This is a genomic window from Yersinia massiliensis CCUG 53443 (assembly GCF_000312485.1).
Taxonomy (GTDB): Bacteria; Pseudomonadota; Gammaproteobacteria; order Enterobacterales; family Enterobacteriaceae; genus Yersinia; species Yersinia massiliensis.
The window spans coordinates 192,177-207,309 of sequence record NZ_HE997644.1 but is presented as its reverse complement, the minus strand read 5'-3'; the positions used below and the strand labels follow the sequence as shown (position 1 = coordinate 207,309).

Genomic DNA, 15,133 nt, shown 5'->3' with positions numbered 1-15,133 from the left:
GGAATCCAGCTTATGAAATACGGTGCCGGAAAGAGTTCAGACACCGTATTTACCCGTCGTTCTAGGCGTTGCAGGGTTATGAGTGCAACGCCAATAAATGGGGGTATGCTTATTAACCAGCCATCTGCTTTTCGCGGATTTCGGCTAAGGTTTTACAGTCAATGCACAAATCTGCAGTTGGCCGCGCTTCCAGACGGCGAATACCGATCTCTACGCCACAAGATTCGCAGAAGCCGAAATCGTCATCCTCAACTTTCTTCAGCGTTTTCTCGATCTTTTTGATCAGTTTACGCTCACGGTCGCGGTTGCGAAGTTCAAGACTAAACTCTTCTTCCTGTGCGGCACGGTCTACCGGATCAGGGAAATTAGCCGCTTCGTCTTGCATGTGCGATACAGTACGGTCGACTTCATCCCTGAGTTGGTTGCGCCATGCTTCAAGGATCAGCTTGAAGTGCAACAACTGGGCGGCATTCATATACTCTTCGCCGGGCTTCTCTTGGTACGGCTCTACCCCAGCGATGGCGAGAATGCTCAAGGACGAGGTTTTACGTTTTTGCCCTTCTTGCATGATGCTTCTCCTACATTCATACGCACTATCGAAATCCCCAAGACGGGGAAAAATCAGGCCGCTATAAATAACAGAAGGAAGGTAGGTTGGCAATTATTCCTGTCGCCTGCTTGACAATGATGTGAAGGAAGGCGTATCTAGCGAGTCGCTTGACCCCATAATCGCTTTTTTATTCAGCGCTTTTGGTGACAGCGTTTCGTCCAGTAATAACGGTAAGCGAACATCCAATGCAATACCGTCAGGCGATAGTTGAAAACCGTAGCAAATAACCTCCACTCCTGCTTGCTGAGCCTGGGCCAGCAACTCTGCATAGCGATTGTCAATGTGTCGGGCAGCAGAAACTTGCCTGATACCCGTATGCAATACGGCAAAAAAAAGTACCGCCCGGTGACCGTCGGCAACCATGCTTTGTAACTCCCTGAGATGCTTTTGTCCCCGCAGGGTGACAGCATCCGGGAAATACCCACACTGTTGCTGTAATAAGGTGACCGACTTGACTTCAATATAGCAGTTAGACCTATTTTCTGCCTGCAATAACAAGTCTATACGGCTGTTCTCATCCCCATACTTAACTTCTCTTTTGACAGAAGTGTAACCAGATAATTCAATGATCTGATTATTATCTATCGCTAAATTGACTAACTCATTGGCACGCATCGTATTTACGCAGATCCAATCCCCCTCTTGGGTATGCGTCAGTTCCCAACTGTGGGGATACTTACGTTTCGGATTTTCCGAGGTCGAATACCAAACGGTATCTCCTGGCGTAGCGCATCCGGTCATCGCTCCTGTATTAGCGCAATGAATGGTTAATGATTCTCCGGCGGGCGTCACAATATCAGCTAAAAATCGTTTATACCGCTGAATTAGTGTGGCCGATTGTAATTTTGGCGCATACGACAGTAAGGGTTTAATGGGCATCAGATATCCTTGGTACTGTCCGCCAACGGCCAGCTTTGAATGACGTTATAACGAGTACGACCACGTGCGAAAACGGATTCATACAATGAGAAATGGTCCACGCAGAAGCTTTCATTTTGGGTTTTGGCAGGTAGAGCGACGGGGCGCACAGCGCCACGCAGTAGGGTCACATGGGGATGAAAAGGCAGCGGCGTTTGATAACAACCACTGCGTGCGGCCTGTGAGCGCAGCAATTGTGCCAACTGTAATAGCCCTCGAGGTGGGTTTTTACAACCGAGCCATACCACGCCGGAACTGGGCCAATGACCAATATCATCTAACATGACGTTAAAGCCTGATTGACTGATGCGACCCGCTTGTTGTTGTAATACTTGGGCTTTGGCAGCGCTCACCTCACCGAGGAAAGCCAGTGTCAGGTGCAGATTAGCTGCGGCAATCGGGCGGCCTGCCTCTGGCGGGAGATGGTCTGCCCGCCACTGCATAATGCCTTGTTGTAGCGGCTTAGGCAGTGCCAGTGCAAAGAACAGACGGCGGCAGTTAGTTTTATCAACGGCATTAATCATTAGGTTGGCATAATCACTCTGCTAAATACGCTACAGGGTCATGATGGTATAATGGCTGACGATGAATGTGGAGAGCAGAGGGAAGAATGTGGTGAGTTTGAGAGAAAGTGATGCGATGGCCGCTTTGCCGGTAGGTGAAGTGCTCAACGAGATAATGGCCGCGCTGCAAAACTCACCGCAAGTCTTGCTCCATGCCCCGACGGGGGCAGGGAAATCGACGTGGTTGCCGCTGCAAACCCTAAAATATGGTGGCTTCGCGGGCCGTATTATCATGCTGGAACCACGGCGCTTGGCGGCGAAAAATGTCGCTTATCGTTTGGCAGAGCAATTGGGCGAACAGCCGGGCCAGACGGTAGGTTATCGGATGCGGGCTGAAAGCAAAAGCGGGCCAGAAACACGTCTAGAGGTGGTCACCGAAGGCATTTTGACGCGCATGTTGCAGCAAGACCCCATGCTCACGGGCGTCTCCTTGGTTATCCTTGATGAATTCCATGAGCGCAGCTTGCAGGCTGATTTGGCGTTGGCGTTATTGCTGGATGTGCAGCAGGGGCTACGGGATGATCTGACGCTGCTACTGATGTCGGCGACGCTTGATAATTCGCGCCTTTCCACCCTTTTACCTGCCGCACCTGCGATTGTTTCCGCGGGGCGCAGTTTCCCTGTTGAGCGAAGCTATCAGCCGTTATCGAGCCACGAACGGCTAGAGGATGGTATCGCCAATCGGGTAAAACGTTTGCTTAATGAGCAATCTGGCTCTTTGTTGCTGTTTTTACCCGGTGTCGGTGAAATTCATCGGGTCATGGAGCGTTTGCAGGGGGAAGTGGCCCATGATACTGACCTCTGTCCGTTGTACGGCGCGCTACCGCTCAGCGAGCAGCAAAAAGCGATCCAGCCTGCGCCAGTTGGCCGACGCAAAGTGGTATTGGCGACTAACATTGCGGAAACCAGCCTCACGATTGAGGGTATCCGGTTAGTGGTCGATAGTGGATTGGAACGGGTCGCGCGTTTTGATGTCAAAAACGGCTTAACACGCTTAGTCACCCAACGCATTAGTCAGGCGTCGATGGTGCAACGTGCGGGGCGAGCAGGGCGTTTGGAACCCGGAATTTGCTGGCATCTGTTTGCCAAAGAGCAGGCCGAGCGGGCAGCGGAATACAGCGAGCCGGAAATCCTAAACAGTGATCTCTGTAGCCTGTGGTTGGAGCTGTTGAATTGGGGCTGTCAGGATGCGACACAACTCATTTGGCTTGATTCTCCGCCATTAACGGCGCTGGCTGTCGCGCGCGAGTTATTGCAGCGATTAGGTGCGATTGATACCACCGGCCGCGTGACCAGTACAGGGCGTGCGATGGCCCGTTTAGGCTGTGAGCCACGGTTGGCGGCGATGCTCTGTTTTGCTGCCGAACAAAGTCCGGATGCGCTGGCCACAGCAGCGCTGTTGGCGGCCATTTTGGAAGAACCGCCCCGTTCTGGCCAGATTGATTTACATGATTGGCTAAGCCGTCCTCAGCCCCATTGGCAACGGCGTGCTCGGCAATTGACGCAAAGAATCAATGGGCAAGCGGGGTCAGTTGACAGTGATCTTGCGGGCCAGTTACTCGCACAGGCTTATCCCGATCGCATTGCACAGCAACGTGGGCAAGATGGTCGCTATCTGTTGGCTAACGGTATGGGGGCAGCCATGGCGCAAGACGAGGCGCTGTCACGCTCACCTTGGCTGGTGGCAGCCAGCTTACTACAAAGTAATAGTGGGCCAGATGCGCGCATTTTGCTGGCATTGCCCATTGATATCGACAATCTGACAAAACAACTTCCTCGGTTGGTGGACGAACAAACTACCGTGGAGTGGGACGAAACAAAAGGAACGCTACGGGCTTGGCGGCGCTGGCAAGTTGGGCGGTTAACGCTACGTGCGCAGCCATTGGCAAAGCCCAGTGATGAGGCATTACAATCTGCTTTGTTGCATTGGGTGCGCGAGCAAGGGCTACAAGTGTTGAATTGGGATGACCATGCCGAACAGCTTCGTACTCGCTTGCAATGCGCCAGCAACTGGCTTTCAGAGGAGCAGTGGCCCGCGGTTGATGATGACAGCTTATTGGGTAAGCTTGAGCTATGGTTACAGCCTTCGTTATCGGGCGTGCGTGACCTTAAACGGCTGCGTCAAGTGAACCTCGTCGAGGCATTGACCCGCTTATTGAACTGGCAGCAACGTCAACGGCTGGATACTGAGCTACCAACTCATTACACTGTGCCCACGGATAGCCGCCTACCGATTCGCTATGAAATCGACCGGCCTCCTGTGTTGGCTGTGCGCTTACAGGAAGTTTTCGGTGAGCAACAGAGCCCAATGCTGGCTAACGGGCGGGTAGCCGTGGTGCTTGAACTGCTTTCTCCGGCCCATCGGCCGCTACAGATTACCGGTGATTTAGCCGCTTTCTGGCAGGGGGCCTATCGAGAAGTACAAAAAGAGATGAAAGGGCGTTATCCCAAACATGTTTGGCCGGATGACCCTGCCAATACTCGCCCGACCCGCAGAACAAAGAAGTATCAGGATAAATAATATCCTCTGGTTAACCACCCATAATTTCAGATGTTTCCCCTTTCCATTAAGGGCATTGGGGAACACATTAAGCCGCAATAATCGCCAATGCGCGTGGAGAGAAAGACATGTCTGGGGATGATCGCGAGCCAATAGGGCGCAAGGGCAAGAAAGCCCAACCCAAAGCCGCACCGAAACGGCCACTGCGCCGGCGGCGTGATGAAGATGAATACGAAGAAGACTATTTGGATGATGACGACCACGACGATGATGACTATGACGACGAGGAAGAACCGATGCCAAGAAAGGTAGCATCACGTCCCCCCCGCAAAAAACGCCGCTGGCTTGGGTTATTGATCAAACTGTTCTTGGTCGGTGCCGTTGTGCTAGCCGTTTATGGGGTCTACCTCGATTCCCAAATCCGCAGCCGTATCGATGGCAAAGTGTGGCAACTGCCCGCCGCCGTCTATGGCCGTATGGTTAACCTCGAACCGGGCATGTCCTACAGCAAAAAAGAGATGGTCGATCTGCTGGAAGGGATGCAATACCGTCAGGTGAGCCGCATGACTCGCCCAGGTGAGTTTACCGTGCAGGGCGATAATATTGAGATCTTACGCCGCCCGTTTGATTTCCCTGATGCCAAAGAGGGCCAAATTCGCGCCCGCTTGGTGTTTAAAAATGATCGTCTAGCCCAGATTCAAAATCTGGACAGTCAGCGTGATTTTGGCTTTTTACGCCTCGATCCTAAGCTGATTACCATGCTGCAATCCCCTAACGGTGAACAGCGCCTGTTTGTGCCACGTGCTGGTTTCCCCGATTTGCTGGTGGATACCTTGCTGGCAACAGAAGACCGCCATTTCTATGAGCATGATGGCATCAGCCCGTATTCAATTGGCCGTGCGATGCTGGCTAACCTGACGGCTGGTAAGGCGGTGCAGGGCGGGAGTACCCTCACGCAGCAGTTGGTCAAAAACCTGTTCCTGACTAACGAACGCTCGCTGTGGCGTAAAGCCAACGAAGCCTATATGGCACTGTTGGTGGATTACCGTTACAGCAAAGACCGTATTCTGGAGCTTTATCTGAACGAGGTGTACCTCGGTCAGAGTGGCAGTGATCAGATTCGTGGTTTCCCGCTGGCGAGCCTGTATTACTTTGGGCGTCCAGTGGATGAGCTGAGCCTCGACCAGCAAGCTATGCTGGTGGGGATGGTGAAAGGTGCGTCGCTGTATAACCCGTGGCGTAACCCTAAGCTAGCGCTTGAACGCCGTAATCTGGTGCTACGCCTGTTGCAGAATCAGGGGGTGATCGACGCCGAGCTTTACACCATGCTTAGCGCCCGTCCATTGGGCGTCCAGCCGAAAGGCGGTGTTATTACGCCTCAACCTGCGTTTATGCAGATGGTGCGTCAAGAGCTGCAACAAAAGCTGGGTGACAAGATCAACGATTTATCTGGCGTGAAGATTTTCACCACGCTGGATCCGGTTTCCCAAGATGCAGCAGAAAAAGCCATCGAAGACGGTATTCCTGCTCTGCGAGCCGCACGTCACTTGGATGATTTGGAAGCGGCGATGGTGGTTGTCGATCGCTTCAGCGGTGAAGTTCGTGCCATGGTAGGCGGCGCACAGCCGCAATTTGCCGGTTTTAACCGAGCAATGCAGGCGCGCCGTTTAGTGGGGTCACTCGCCAAGCCGCCGACTTATCTAACGGCCCTTAGTGAGCCAGATAAATACCGCCTGAATACGTGGCTGTCGGACCAACCACTGTCTATCAAGCTACCGAATGGCTCGTCTTGGCAGCCGAAAAACTATGACCGCCAGTTCCGTGGTCAGGTGATGTTGGTCGATGCACTGGCGAACTCGCTGAACGTGCCAACGGTGAATCTGGGGATGTCAGTTGGGCTAGATCAGATAACAGCGATGTTACAGCGTTTGGGTATCCCCAAATCGGTGATTAATCCAGTGCCTGCCATGTTGTTGGGAGCCATTGACTTAACGCCGGTTGAAGTGGCGCAGGAGTATCAAACCATCGCCAGTGGCGGGAACCGTGCGCCATTATCGGCGGTACGATCCGTCATTGCCGAAGATGGAACTGTGCTGTATCAAAGTTTCCCGCAGGCAGAGCGTATGGTACCACCACAGGCCGCGTATTTGACGTTGTATGCCATGCAACAAGGTGTTGCTCGCGGCACTTCGCGCTCACTGTCAGTGAAATTCTCTAAATACAATCTGGCGGCAAAAACCGGTACTACCAATGATCTGCGTGATAGCTGGTTTGCGGGTATCGACGGTAAGGAAGTGGCGATTGCTTGGGTAGGGCGCGACAATAACGGCCCAGCCAAATTAACCGGTGCTAACGGCGCATTGACTTTATATCGCCGCTATCTGGAAAACCAAACGCCATTGCCGTTGGTATTGCAGCCACCGGAAGGAATTAACCAGATGAACATTGATTCAGCAGGTAACTTTGTCTGCGGTGACGGCGGGGGTATGCGCTCGATTCCGGTATGGACTGAAAACCCGCAAGGGCTGTGTCAGGCAGCAGCACCGGCGGAGCAGCCGAAAGCTGACGGCGACGGTGTCGCGGGTTGGATCAAAGATATGTTCGGGCAGTAACTTACTGTTCTGATGATAAAGACCCTTCGACGCTATGTTCGAAGGGTCTTTTTTTTGCCTTTTATCCGGCTAAATCGGCTGGCTTAGCGCTTGCAGTACGCTGTGAGTTACGCATAAACTACCGGCTTTGATAATTATTTCACTTTGATAATTATTATCGTTTAGATTTATCTTCTCGCTTGATACTTAATCGCGCAAAGCAGGGCATTATCTTGGACCAACAGGCAAGCCAATCCAGCATCTTCACACTCCGAGAGCTGAGTTTTTCAGTTCCTGGACGAACCTTATTGCAGCCACTGTCATTGACCTTTCCCCAAGGGAAAGTCTGCGGGCTGATTGGGCATAATGGTTCCGGCAAATCGACGCTATTAAAAATGCTGGGTCGCCACCAACCGCCCTCAAGTGGCGAAGCCTTACTCAATGATGTGCCATTGGCGCTATGGGACAATAAAGCCTTTGCGCGTGAGGTGGCTTATTTGCCACAACAATTGCCTGCGGCGGAAGGGATGACGGTGCGTGAATTAGTCGCGATTGGCCGTTACCCGTGGCATGGCGCGTTAGGGCGTTTTCGGCAGGAAGATCGCCAACAAGTGGAAGAGGCGATCGCGCTGGTAGATTTAAAACCACTGGCGAATCGATTGGTCGATAGTTTATCCGGCGGTGAACGCCAGCGTGCATGGCTGGCGATGATGGTGGCGCAAAATAGCCGCTGCCTGTTGCTGGATGAACCGACCTCGGCGTTGGACATCGCTCATCAAGTCGAAGTGTTAGGGCTGATTCAGCGCCTTAGCCGTGAACGCGGCTTGACGGTCATTGCCGTACTGCATGATATCAATATGGCGGCCCGCTACTGTGACCATTTGGTGGCATTGCGTGGTGGAGAAATGATTGCCCAAGGCCCGGCTGACAGCCTGATGCAAGGAGCTGTATTAGAGCAAATTTACGGTATCCCGATGGGAATCTTGCCGCATCCGGCCGGTGGTGCGCCGGTAAGTTTCGTGTATTGATGAAAACCACGTTTCCTATGATTCAGTCCCCACTAGACACGCCTGATCGCACTCGCCGCAAGTTACTCACGGCGTTGGCGCTCTCGCCATTACTGTCTTCACTGCCGAGTTGGGCGTCGGCTCCACCCATATTGGATAGTCGGCGTGTCGTTGCGCTGGAATGGCTCCCCACGGAACTGTTGCTCTCGCTAGGCGTTACGCCTTATGGCGTGGCTGATACCCATAATTACCGGTTATGGGTTGAAGAACCCGAACTGCCTGCTAGTGTCATTGATGTTGGCCAACGCACTGAACCCAATCTGGAATTGCTACAGCAAATGGCTCCGTCGTTGATCCTGATGTCAAAAGGCTTTGGCCCCTCACCGCAAATGCTCGCGCCTATCGCTCCCTCCATGAGTTTCGCCTTCAACGAAGAAGGGAGTTCTCCACTGGCGGTGGGCAAGAACTCATTACGAGCTTTAGGGCAACGGCTAGGATTGGAAGCGGCAGCAGAGCAACATATCGCTGATTTTAAAAACTTTATGCTGGCTGCTCGTCAGCGCTTCGCTGATCACGGGCAGGGTTCATTACTGATGTTTTCCCTATTGGATACCCGCCACGCATTGATCGTCGGTCAAGGCAGCTTGTTTCAGGATGTTTTGGACGAATTGAATATTAAAAATGCTTGGCAAGGGGAGACGAACCTTTGGGGCAGCACGGTGGTTGGGATTGAGCGTTTAGCGATGATAAAACCGGGGCAGGCCATTTGCTTTAGTCACGGCAATAGCGATATTTTACAGCAAGTTGAGCGTACCCCATTGTGGCAGTCCATGTCTTTTGTCCGTGAAAATCAATTACGCATATTACCGCCAGTCTGGTTCTATGGCTCGACGCTCTCTGCCATGCGTTTTGTCCGCCTGTTAGAGCCGGTATGGGGTAAAGCATCATGATGGCCAAACACCTGCGTAAAAACTGGCTGCTGCCTGCGGGACTGCTGGGCTTGCTGTTGATCATTGCCGTGGCATTAACACTGCATAATCTTCACCAATTATTGCCGGTTTCACTTTGGCGAGAGGCATTATGGCAGCCCGACCGTGATGACGTGCGTCAGATGCTATTCCACTACAGCCAGTTGCCCCGCCTCGCGGTGGCATTGCTGACCGGTGCTGGATTGGGGTTGGTCGGGGTGCTGTTCCAGCAAGTACTGCGTAATCCGCTGGCCGAGCCAGCCACGTTAGGTGTCGCTGCTGGTGCCCAACTGGGCTTAACGATTGCCACATTGTGGATGTTACCCGGCGGCGAATTGACTCGCCAACTGGCCGCAATGGCCGGGGGTATCACCATCGGTGTGTTGGTTTTTGGCGTGGCGTGGGGCAAACGAATGTCACCTGTCACGTTGATACTGGCAGGGCTGGTGCTCGGCTTATATTGTAGTGCGGTCAGTAACTTACTGGCGCTGTTCAATTATGACCAACTGCAAGGGTTGTTCTTGTGGAGCAGCGGCGCATTGAATCAACAAGATTGGAGCACGGTGCAGTTTTTGCTGCCTCGCTTGTTGATAACCTGCTTATTAGCCGCATTGCTGATTCGCCCGCTCACCCTGCTGGGGCTGGATGATGGTGTTGCGCGTAACTTGGGGCTGGGGTTATCGCTGGCGCGTCTTAGCGCACTGGGGTTAGCCATTATCTTCAGCGCCATGTTGGTTAATGCTGTGGGTGTGATTGGGTTTATTGGTTTATTTGCCCCTCTGCTGGCAAAAATTCTTGGTGCGCGGCGGTTATCACAGCGCCTTATGCTGGCTCCTTTACTGGGCGCTTTGCTGCTCTGGGTGACGGATCAGGGCATTGTTTGGTTGGCGCAAGTTTGGCGGGAGATCCCCACCGGCGCGGCGACGGCATTGATTGGTGCACCGTTGCTATTATGGTTACTCCCCCGTTTGCACAGTGCTATGGCGCCGTCGATGGATTTTGGTGACAATGTGCCCGCTGAACGGCAGCGTTTGGGGTTATGGATCAGTGCTGGTTTATTGCTGTTACTCGCTGGATTGACGGTGGCGCTGATGTTTGGCCGCGACAGCCAAGGTTGGACTTGGATCCGTGGTGATGACTTACAGGCTTTGCTGCATTGGCGTTGGCCACGGGTATTGGCGGCGTTAGCCGCCGGTATGATGTTGGCAGTCGCGGGGACGCTGATTCAAAAATTAACCGGTAACCCGATGGCGAGCCCCGAAGTATTGGGGATCAGTTCCGGCGCGTCTTTCGGCGTGGTCATTATGATGTTCATCGTCCCTGGTAATGCGCTGGCATGGTTACTCCCTGCGGGCAGTATAGGGGCCGCGCTCACTTTGCTACTGATACTGGTCGTCGCAGGGCGAGGCGGGTTCTCCCCAAGTAGAATGCTTTTAGCGGGGATCGCACTAAGCACCGCCTTTACCACGGTCATCACCATGCTGCTAGCCAGTGGCGATCCACGCATGCGGGGGTTATTGGCATGGATTTCAGGCTCTACCTACGCTGTTGATGGCTCGCAAGCATTAAGCACCGGATTAATCGCTTTGGTGTTGATTGCCTTAGCCCCTCTTTGCCGCCGTTGGTTGATGATCCTCCCCTTGGGGAGTGTGACCGCCAGAGCCCTCGGTGTTGCGCTAGCACCCAGCCGGCTAGCTATTTTGCTGTTGGCGGCAACCATGACGGCAGCGGCGACGTTGACCGTTGGGCCATTAAGTTTTGTCGGGCTAATGGCCCCTCATATGGCGCGCATGATGGGCTTTCGCCGTGCGATCCCGCAACTGTTTATCGCTGCTATCTTGGGCGGTTTGCTGATGGTCTTTGCTGATTGGTGTGGTCGAATGTTGTTGTTCCCTAACCAGATTCCGGCAGGGTTGTTGGCGACGTTTATCGGTGCGCCGTATTTCGTTTATTTATTACGTAAGCAGGGGCGGTAAGCGCTTTTTGAACCACCATCGGCCTCAGTGGAGGATGCTGAGGCCGATGTCAGAGACTTGTATTAATACCGATCGTTAGGCTGCGAGTTCAATTAGCGGTGATAAACCTGAACACGTTAACTGCTGTTACACATTAGCGGCTATTGCACGCTAACCGCTATTACGCTTTAACTGCTATTACGCCTTAATAGCCATGGCATATGGATATTGATGCCGTATTAAAGCTTAGCAAAGCACCGGCGTGCGGCATCCACAGTTCTCTGGATATCTTCTTTGCTGTGTGCCACGGACATAAAACCGGCTTCGAAAGCAGAAGGTGCCAGATAAATACCTTCTTCCAACATCAGATGGAAGAAGCGCTTGAAGCGTTCAACATCGCAATTCATCACATCCTGATAACAGGTCACGGTTTCGGCATCGGTAAAGAAGATGCCGAACATGCCGCCGACATGGTTAACCACTAATGGAATATTTTCTGCTTTCGCCGCATGTAGCAGACCTGTCGCTAATGAGTCGGTCAACTCCGTGAGGGTTTCATGGATGCCCACTTGAGCAACTTCAGTCAAACAAGCAAAACCCGCCGCCATAGCAATTGGGTTGCCGGATAGCGTGCCTGCCTGATAGACCGGCCCCGTAGGCGCTAATGCATCCATCACGTCGCGGCGGCCACCGAAAGCCCCCACTGGCATGCCGCCACCGATAATTTTACCCAAGCAGGTTAAGTCAGGAACGACATTGTAATAATCTTGCGCCCCAGCGAGTGCTACACGAAAACCCGTCATGACCTCATCAATAATCAGTAGCGCACCAAACTCATCACACAATGCACGCAGACCTGGCAAGAACTCGGGCAATGGCGGCACGCAGTTCATATTACCGGCGACCGGTTCGACGATGATACAAGCCACATCTTGCGGGTATTGCTCAAAGGCTTCGCGCACACTGGCGAGATCGTTATAAGTACACGTCAGCGTGTGCTTCGCGAAATCGGCAGGGACACCCGGTGAATTAGGCTGGCCTAGCGTTAGCGCGCCAGAACCGGCTTTCACGAGCAGGCAGTCCGCATGGCCGTGATAGCAGCCTTCAAACTTGATGATCTTGTCGCGCCCAGTGAAGCCGCGAGCCAGACGAATGGCACTCATGGTTGCTTCGGTGCCTGAGTTGACCATGCGCACCATGTCCATGGTGGGGACTAGATCGGTCACCAACTGTGCCATTTTCACTTCCATCTCGGTTGGTGCACCGAAACTTAAACCACGTTCAACGGCTTCAATCACGGCCTGACGAATCGCTGGGTGATTGTGGCCTAACACCATTGGACCCCAAGAGCCGACATAATCGATATAAGCTTTGCCATCGACGTCAAACAAGAAAGCACCATCGGCACGTTCGATAAACAATGGGACGCCACCGACACCAGTGAATGCACGCACTGGAGAGTTAACCCCACCTGGAATTAACTGTTTTGCTTGGGCGTACAAATTTTCGGATTGGCTCATAAAGGGGCTCCTGAGTTGGGTTTGGCGAGATGAGCGGTGATGATATCCAGCTTAACGATATCAATCTTAACAACATCAACCTCACTAACATCCGCCTGACAAAAGAATATTGCGGCCTATTCTAAAGAACTGGCAGCGGTTATCAAATGATTGGGTATATTAAACTGCTGGCTTGCGCAGCGTGCCGCAAAACTTATGTGTTGCCATTCAAATGACCTGCCATGAGCCAGATCATTTCGTCGCGATTAAAGCAGGCACATCATGGGGACGTAGACTAAACTCAGGCTACTGTTTATTTGTATTACTTATTATTCAACGTGAAAGCATATAAACCATGACTGACTCAACACAAAACATCTCCTCCGAAGGTGAGACTGAACGCAAACGCGGGCGATTTATCCATGCACTGGTAAACCGTGACAAAACCCCATTGGTCATCCTTATCATGGCAGCACTTGTTGGGGTGATTACGGGTTTGCTGGGGGTTGCCTTTGACCTTGGTGTCGATTGGATTCAGCAGCAAAGATTGGCCTCACTGGCGAAGGTGGCGGACTCGGCCATTTTGGTCTGGCCGTTAGCGTTTATTATGTCGGCGCTCTTGGCGATGGTGGGGTATTTTCTGGTGCGCCGCTTTGCGCCTGAGGCGGGTGGCTCTGGGATCCCTGAAATTGAAGGCGCGATGGAAGAGATGCGTCCTGTGCGATGGTGGCGGGTCATTCCCGTTAAATTTATTGGCGGCCTAGGGACGTTGGGCGCAGGCATGGTGTTAGGCCGTGAAGGGCCGATGGTGCAGATGGGGGGCAATAGCGGGCGCATGGTCGTCGATATCTTCCGCCTACGCAGCCCAGAAGCTCGGCATTCATTATTAGCGACGGGGGCAGCGGCTGGGCTTTCTGCCGCCTTTAATGCCCCGTTAGCCGGGATTTTATTCGTTATAGAGGAGATGCGCTCGCAGTTCCGCTACAGCCTGGTTTCAATCAAAGCGGTATTTGTCGGGGTTATCACTTCCACGATTGTTTATCGCTATTTCAATGGTGAACGCGCCATTATTGATGTCGGAAAGCTCAGTGATGTACCGCTTAATTCCTTGTGGCTCTATCTCTTACTGGGGATTATTTTTGGTGCTGTTGGCGTGATCTTCAATGCGCTCATCTTTCGTACTCAGGACTGGTTTGTGCGCATTCATGGTGGTGATTGGCGCAAACTGGTATTGATCGGGGGCTTGTTGGGGGGGATGTGCGGTTTACTGGCACTGATTCATGGTGAAGCGGTAGGCGGTGGGTTTACATTAATTCCCATTGCGCTGGCTGGTAACTTTAGTATTGGCATGCTGATTTTTATCTTCATTGCCAGAATCATCACCACTTTGCTGTGCTTTGGCTCAGGTGCACCGGGCGGGATATTTGCCCCGATGTTGGCGTTAGGGACCATTCTCGGCACGGCTTATGGCCTATCTTGCGCGCACTTATTCCCTGAATACGGTATTGAGGCTGGGACATTCGCTATCGCGGGGATGGGGGCACTGTTTGCTGCTTCGGTACGTGCGCCATTGACGGGCATCGTATTGGTACTGGAAATGACCGATAACTATCAGCTTATTTTGCCGATGATCGTGACTTGTTTAGGGGCGACATTGATTGCTCAATTTATGGGGGGCAAGCCCTTGTATTCAGCCATTTTGGCCCGCACATTAGAGAAACAAGAGCAGGCAGCATCAGCGGCAGCCCAGCAACAACCGGTGGTTGAAAGTGAGGCTCGAACAGGTAGATAATATGTATCATTAGTCGGCAATACTTGAATGAATTACTCGGGTATTGGATAATTGATGCATAGATCAGGCTGCCATTGTAGTAACCTGCAACTCGAACACCGGTTGGGAGTGATGAGCATGAGCGAAGAAACAGTACTGCCCCTACAGTTTACCGAGGCGGCGGCAAAAAAAGTTAAGCTGCTGATTTCAGATGAGGAAAATCCAAATCTGAAGTTACGAGTTTATATTACCGGTGGCGGATGTAGCGGGTTCCAATACGGTTTTACTTTTGATGACCAAATCAACGATGGTGATATGACCATTGAAAAACAAGGCGTAGAGCTGGTCGTTGACCCCATGAGCCTGCAATATCTGGTCGGCGGTGCAGTGGATTACACTGAAGGGTTAGAAGGTTCACGTTTTATCGTGACGAATCCGAATGCGAAGAGTACTTGTGGGTGCGGTTCTTCTTTCAGTATCTAATTTACCCTGCGCCCTTGACGCCTCAGCGGCGTTAGCGGCACTGACTCACCCAAATCACTTACTGGTGTAAGCTCATTGGGACTCGTTCGTTTGCTGCCTTGCTGAAACGCCAATGGACTTTGGGTAAACCCTGCGTTCTTGACGCCTCAGCGGTGTTAGCGGCACTGACTCACCTAAATCACTTACTGGTGTAAGCTCATTGGGACTCGTTCGTTTGCTGCCTTGCTGAGACGCCAATAAAAAACCGCAACATTGAGTCGCGGTTTTT

Annotated in this window: 10 protein-coding genes and 1 pseudogene; 7 read left to right on the top strand and 4 right to left on the bottom strand. The window is 52.5% G+C overall.

Features of this window, described 5'->3' with window-relative positions:
* Positions 1-112 precede the first annotated feature (112 nt).
* The 3 genes and pseudogenes from dksA to thpR form a co-directional block, all read right to left on the bottom strand.
* A complete protein-coding gene (dksA, locus tag BN68_RS10015; protein ID WP_004875059.1) occupies positions 113-568 on the bottom strand; it encodes an RNA polymerase-binding protein DksA in 456 nt (151 codons plus the stop codon).
* A 186-nt stretch (positions 569-754) separates the two neighbouring features.
* Positions 755-1,489: pseudogene (sfsA, locus tag BN68_RS10010) on the bottom strand (DNA/RNA nuclease SfsA); the annotation flags it as partial.
* Positions 1,489-2,052 carry an RNA 2',3'-cyclic phosphodiesterase gene (gene thpR, locus BN68_RS10005; RefSeq protein WP_019211035.1) on the bottom strand — a complete coding sequence of 188 codons (564 nt, stop codon included), beginning with the start codon at positions 2,050-2,052 and terminating at the stop codon, positions 1,489-1,491. The gene thpR and the pseudogene sfsA, both read right to left, overlap by 1 nt.
* Before the next feature lie 61 nt (positions 2,053-2,113).
* Between thpR and hrpB the strand changes: the two genes are divergently transcribed.
* The 5 genes from hrpB to fhuB all read left to right on the top strand — a co-directional run bounded on the left by hrpB (position 2,114) and on the right by fhuB (position 11,133).
* The gene (gene hrpB, locus BN68_RS10000) at positions 2,114-4,612 is read left to right on the top strand and encodes an ATP-dependent helicase HrpB (RefSeq protein WP_042806625.1); all 2,499 of its coding nucleotides are present in this window, start codon (positions 2,114-2,116) and stop codon (positions 4,610-4,612) included.
* 107 nt (positions 4,613-4,719) lie between these two features.
* Positions 4,720-7,203 carry a bifunctional glycosyl transferase/transpeptidase gene (gene mrcB, locus BN68_RS09995; protein WP_019211034.1) on the top strand — a complete coding sequence of 828 codons (2,484 nt, stop codon included), beginning with the start codon at positions 4,720-4,722 and terminating at the stop codon, positions 7,201-7,203.
* 212 nt (positions 7,204-7,415) lie between these two features.
* Entirely contained in the window at positions 7,416-8,210 is a 795-nt protein-coding gene (gene fhuC, locus BN68_RS09990) for a Fe3+-hydroxamate ABC transporter ATP-binding protein FhuC (protein WP_019211033.1), read from the top strand.
* A gap of 17 nt (positions 8,211-8,227) precedes the next feature.
* Positions 8,228-9,139 carry a Fe(3+)-hydroxamate ABC transporter substrate-binding protein FhuD gene (gene fhuD, locus BN68_RS09985; protein ID WP_186375656.1) on the top strand — a complete coding sequence of 304 codons (912 nt, stop codon included), beginning with the start codon at positions 8,228-8,230 and terminating at the stop codon, positions 9,137-9,139.
* On the top strand, positions 9,136-11,133 hold the full coding sequence (fhuB, locus tag BN68_RS09980) for a Fe(3+)-hydroxamate ABC transporter permease FhuB (protein WP_019211031.1): 1,998 nt from the start codon (positions 9,136-9,138) through the stop codon (positions 11,131-11,133). The genes fhuD and fhuB overlap by 4 nt, the downstream gene beginning before the upstream one ends.
* Before the next feature lie 218 nt (positions 11,134-11,351).
* Here the strand turns inward: fhuB and hemL are convergent, their stop codons facing one another.
* Positions 11,352-12,632, bottom strand: coding sequence for a glutamate-1-semialdehyde 2,1-aminomutase (hemL, locus tag BN68_RS09975; protein WP_019211030.1), 1,281 nt, complete (start codon positions 12,630-12,632; stop codon positions 11,352-11,354).
* Positions 12,633-12,966: 334 nt separating this feature from the next.
* Between hemL and clcA the strand changes: the two genes are divergently transcribed.
* A complete protein-coding gene (gene clcA, locus BN68_RS09970; protein WP_019211029.1) occupies positions 12,967-14,403 on the top strand; it encodes a H(+)/Cl(-) exchange transporter ClcA in 1,437 nt (478 codons plus the stop codon).
* 117 nt (positions 14,404-14,520) lie between these two features.
* Positions 14,521-14,865, top strand: coding sequence for an iron-sulfur cluster insertion protein ErpA (gene erpA / locus BN68_RS09965; RefSeq protein ID WP_019211028.1), 345 nt, complete (start codon positions 14,521-14,523; stop codon positions 14,863-14,865).
* Positions 14,866-15,133: the final 268 nt, after the last annotated feature.

What these genes read in the sequence shown, in the direction of transcription:
- dksA (WP_004875059.1), bottom strand. Translation starts at nt 568, where the DNA reads ATGCAAGAAGGGCAAAAACGTAAAACCTCGTCCTTGAGCATTCTCGCC.
- thpR (WP_019211035.1), bottom strand. Translation starts at nt 2,052, where the DNA reads ATGATTAATGCCGTTGATAAAACTAACTGCCGCCGTCTGTTCTTTGCA.
- hrpB (WP_042806625.1), top strand. Translation starts at nt 2,114, where the DNA reads ATGAATGTGGAGAGCAGAGGGAAGAATGTGGTGAGTTTGAGAGAAAGT.
- mrcB (WP_019211034.1), top strand. Translation starts at nt 4,720, where the DNA reads ATGTCTGGGGATGATCGCGAGCCAATAGGGCGCAAGGGCAAGAAAGCC.
- fhuD (WP_186375656.1), top strand. Translation starts at nt 8,228, where the DNA reads ATGATTCAGTCCCCACTAGACACGCCTGATCGCACTCGCCGCAAGTTA.
- fhuB (WP_019211031.1), top strand. Translation starts at nt 9,136, where the DNA reads ATGATGGCCAAACACCTGCGTAAAAACTGGCTGCTGCCTGCGGGACTG.
- hemL (WP_019211030.1), bottom strand. Translation starts at nt 12,632, where the DNA reads ATGAGCCAATCCGAAAATTTGTACGCCCAAGCAAAACAGTTAATTCCA.
- clcA (WP_019211029.1), top strand. Translation starts at nt 12,967, where the DNA reads ATGACTGACTCAACACAAAACATCTCCTCCGAAGGTGAGACTGAACGC.
- erpA (WP_019211028.1), top strand. Translation starts at nt 14,521, where the DNA reads ATGAGCGAAGAAACAGTACTGCCCCTACAGTTTACCGAGGCGGCGGCA.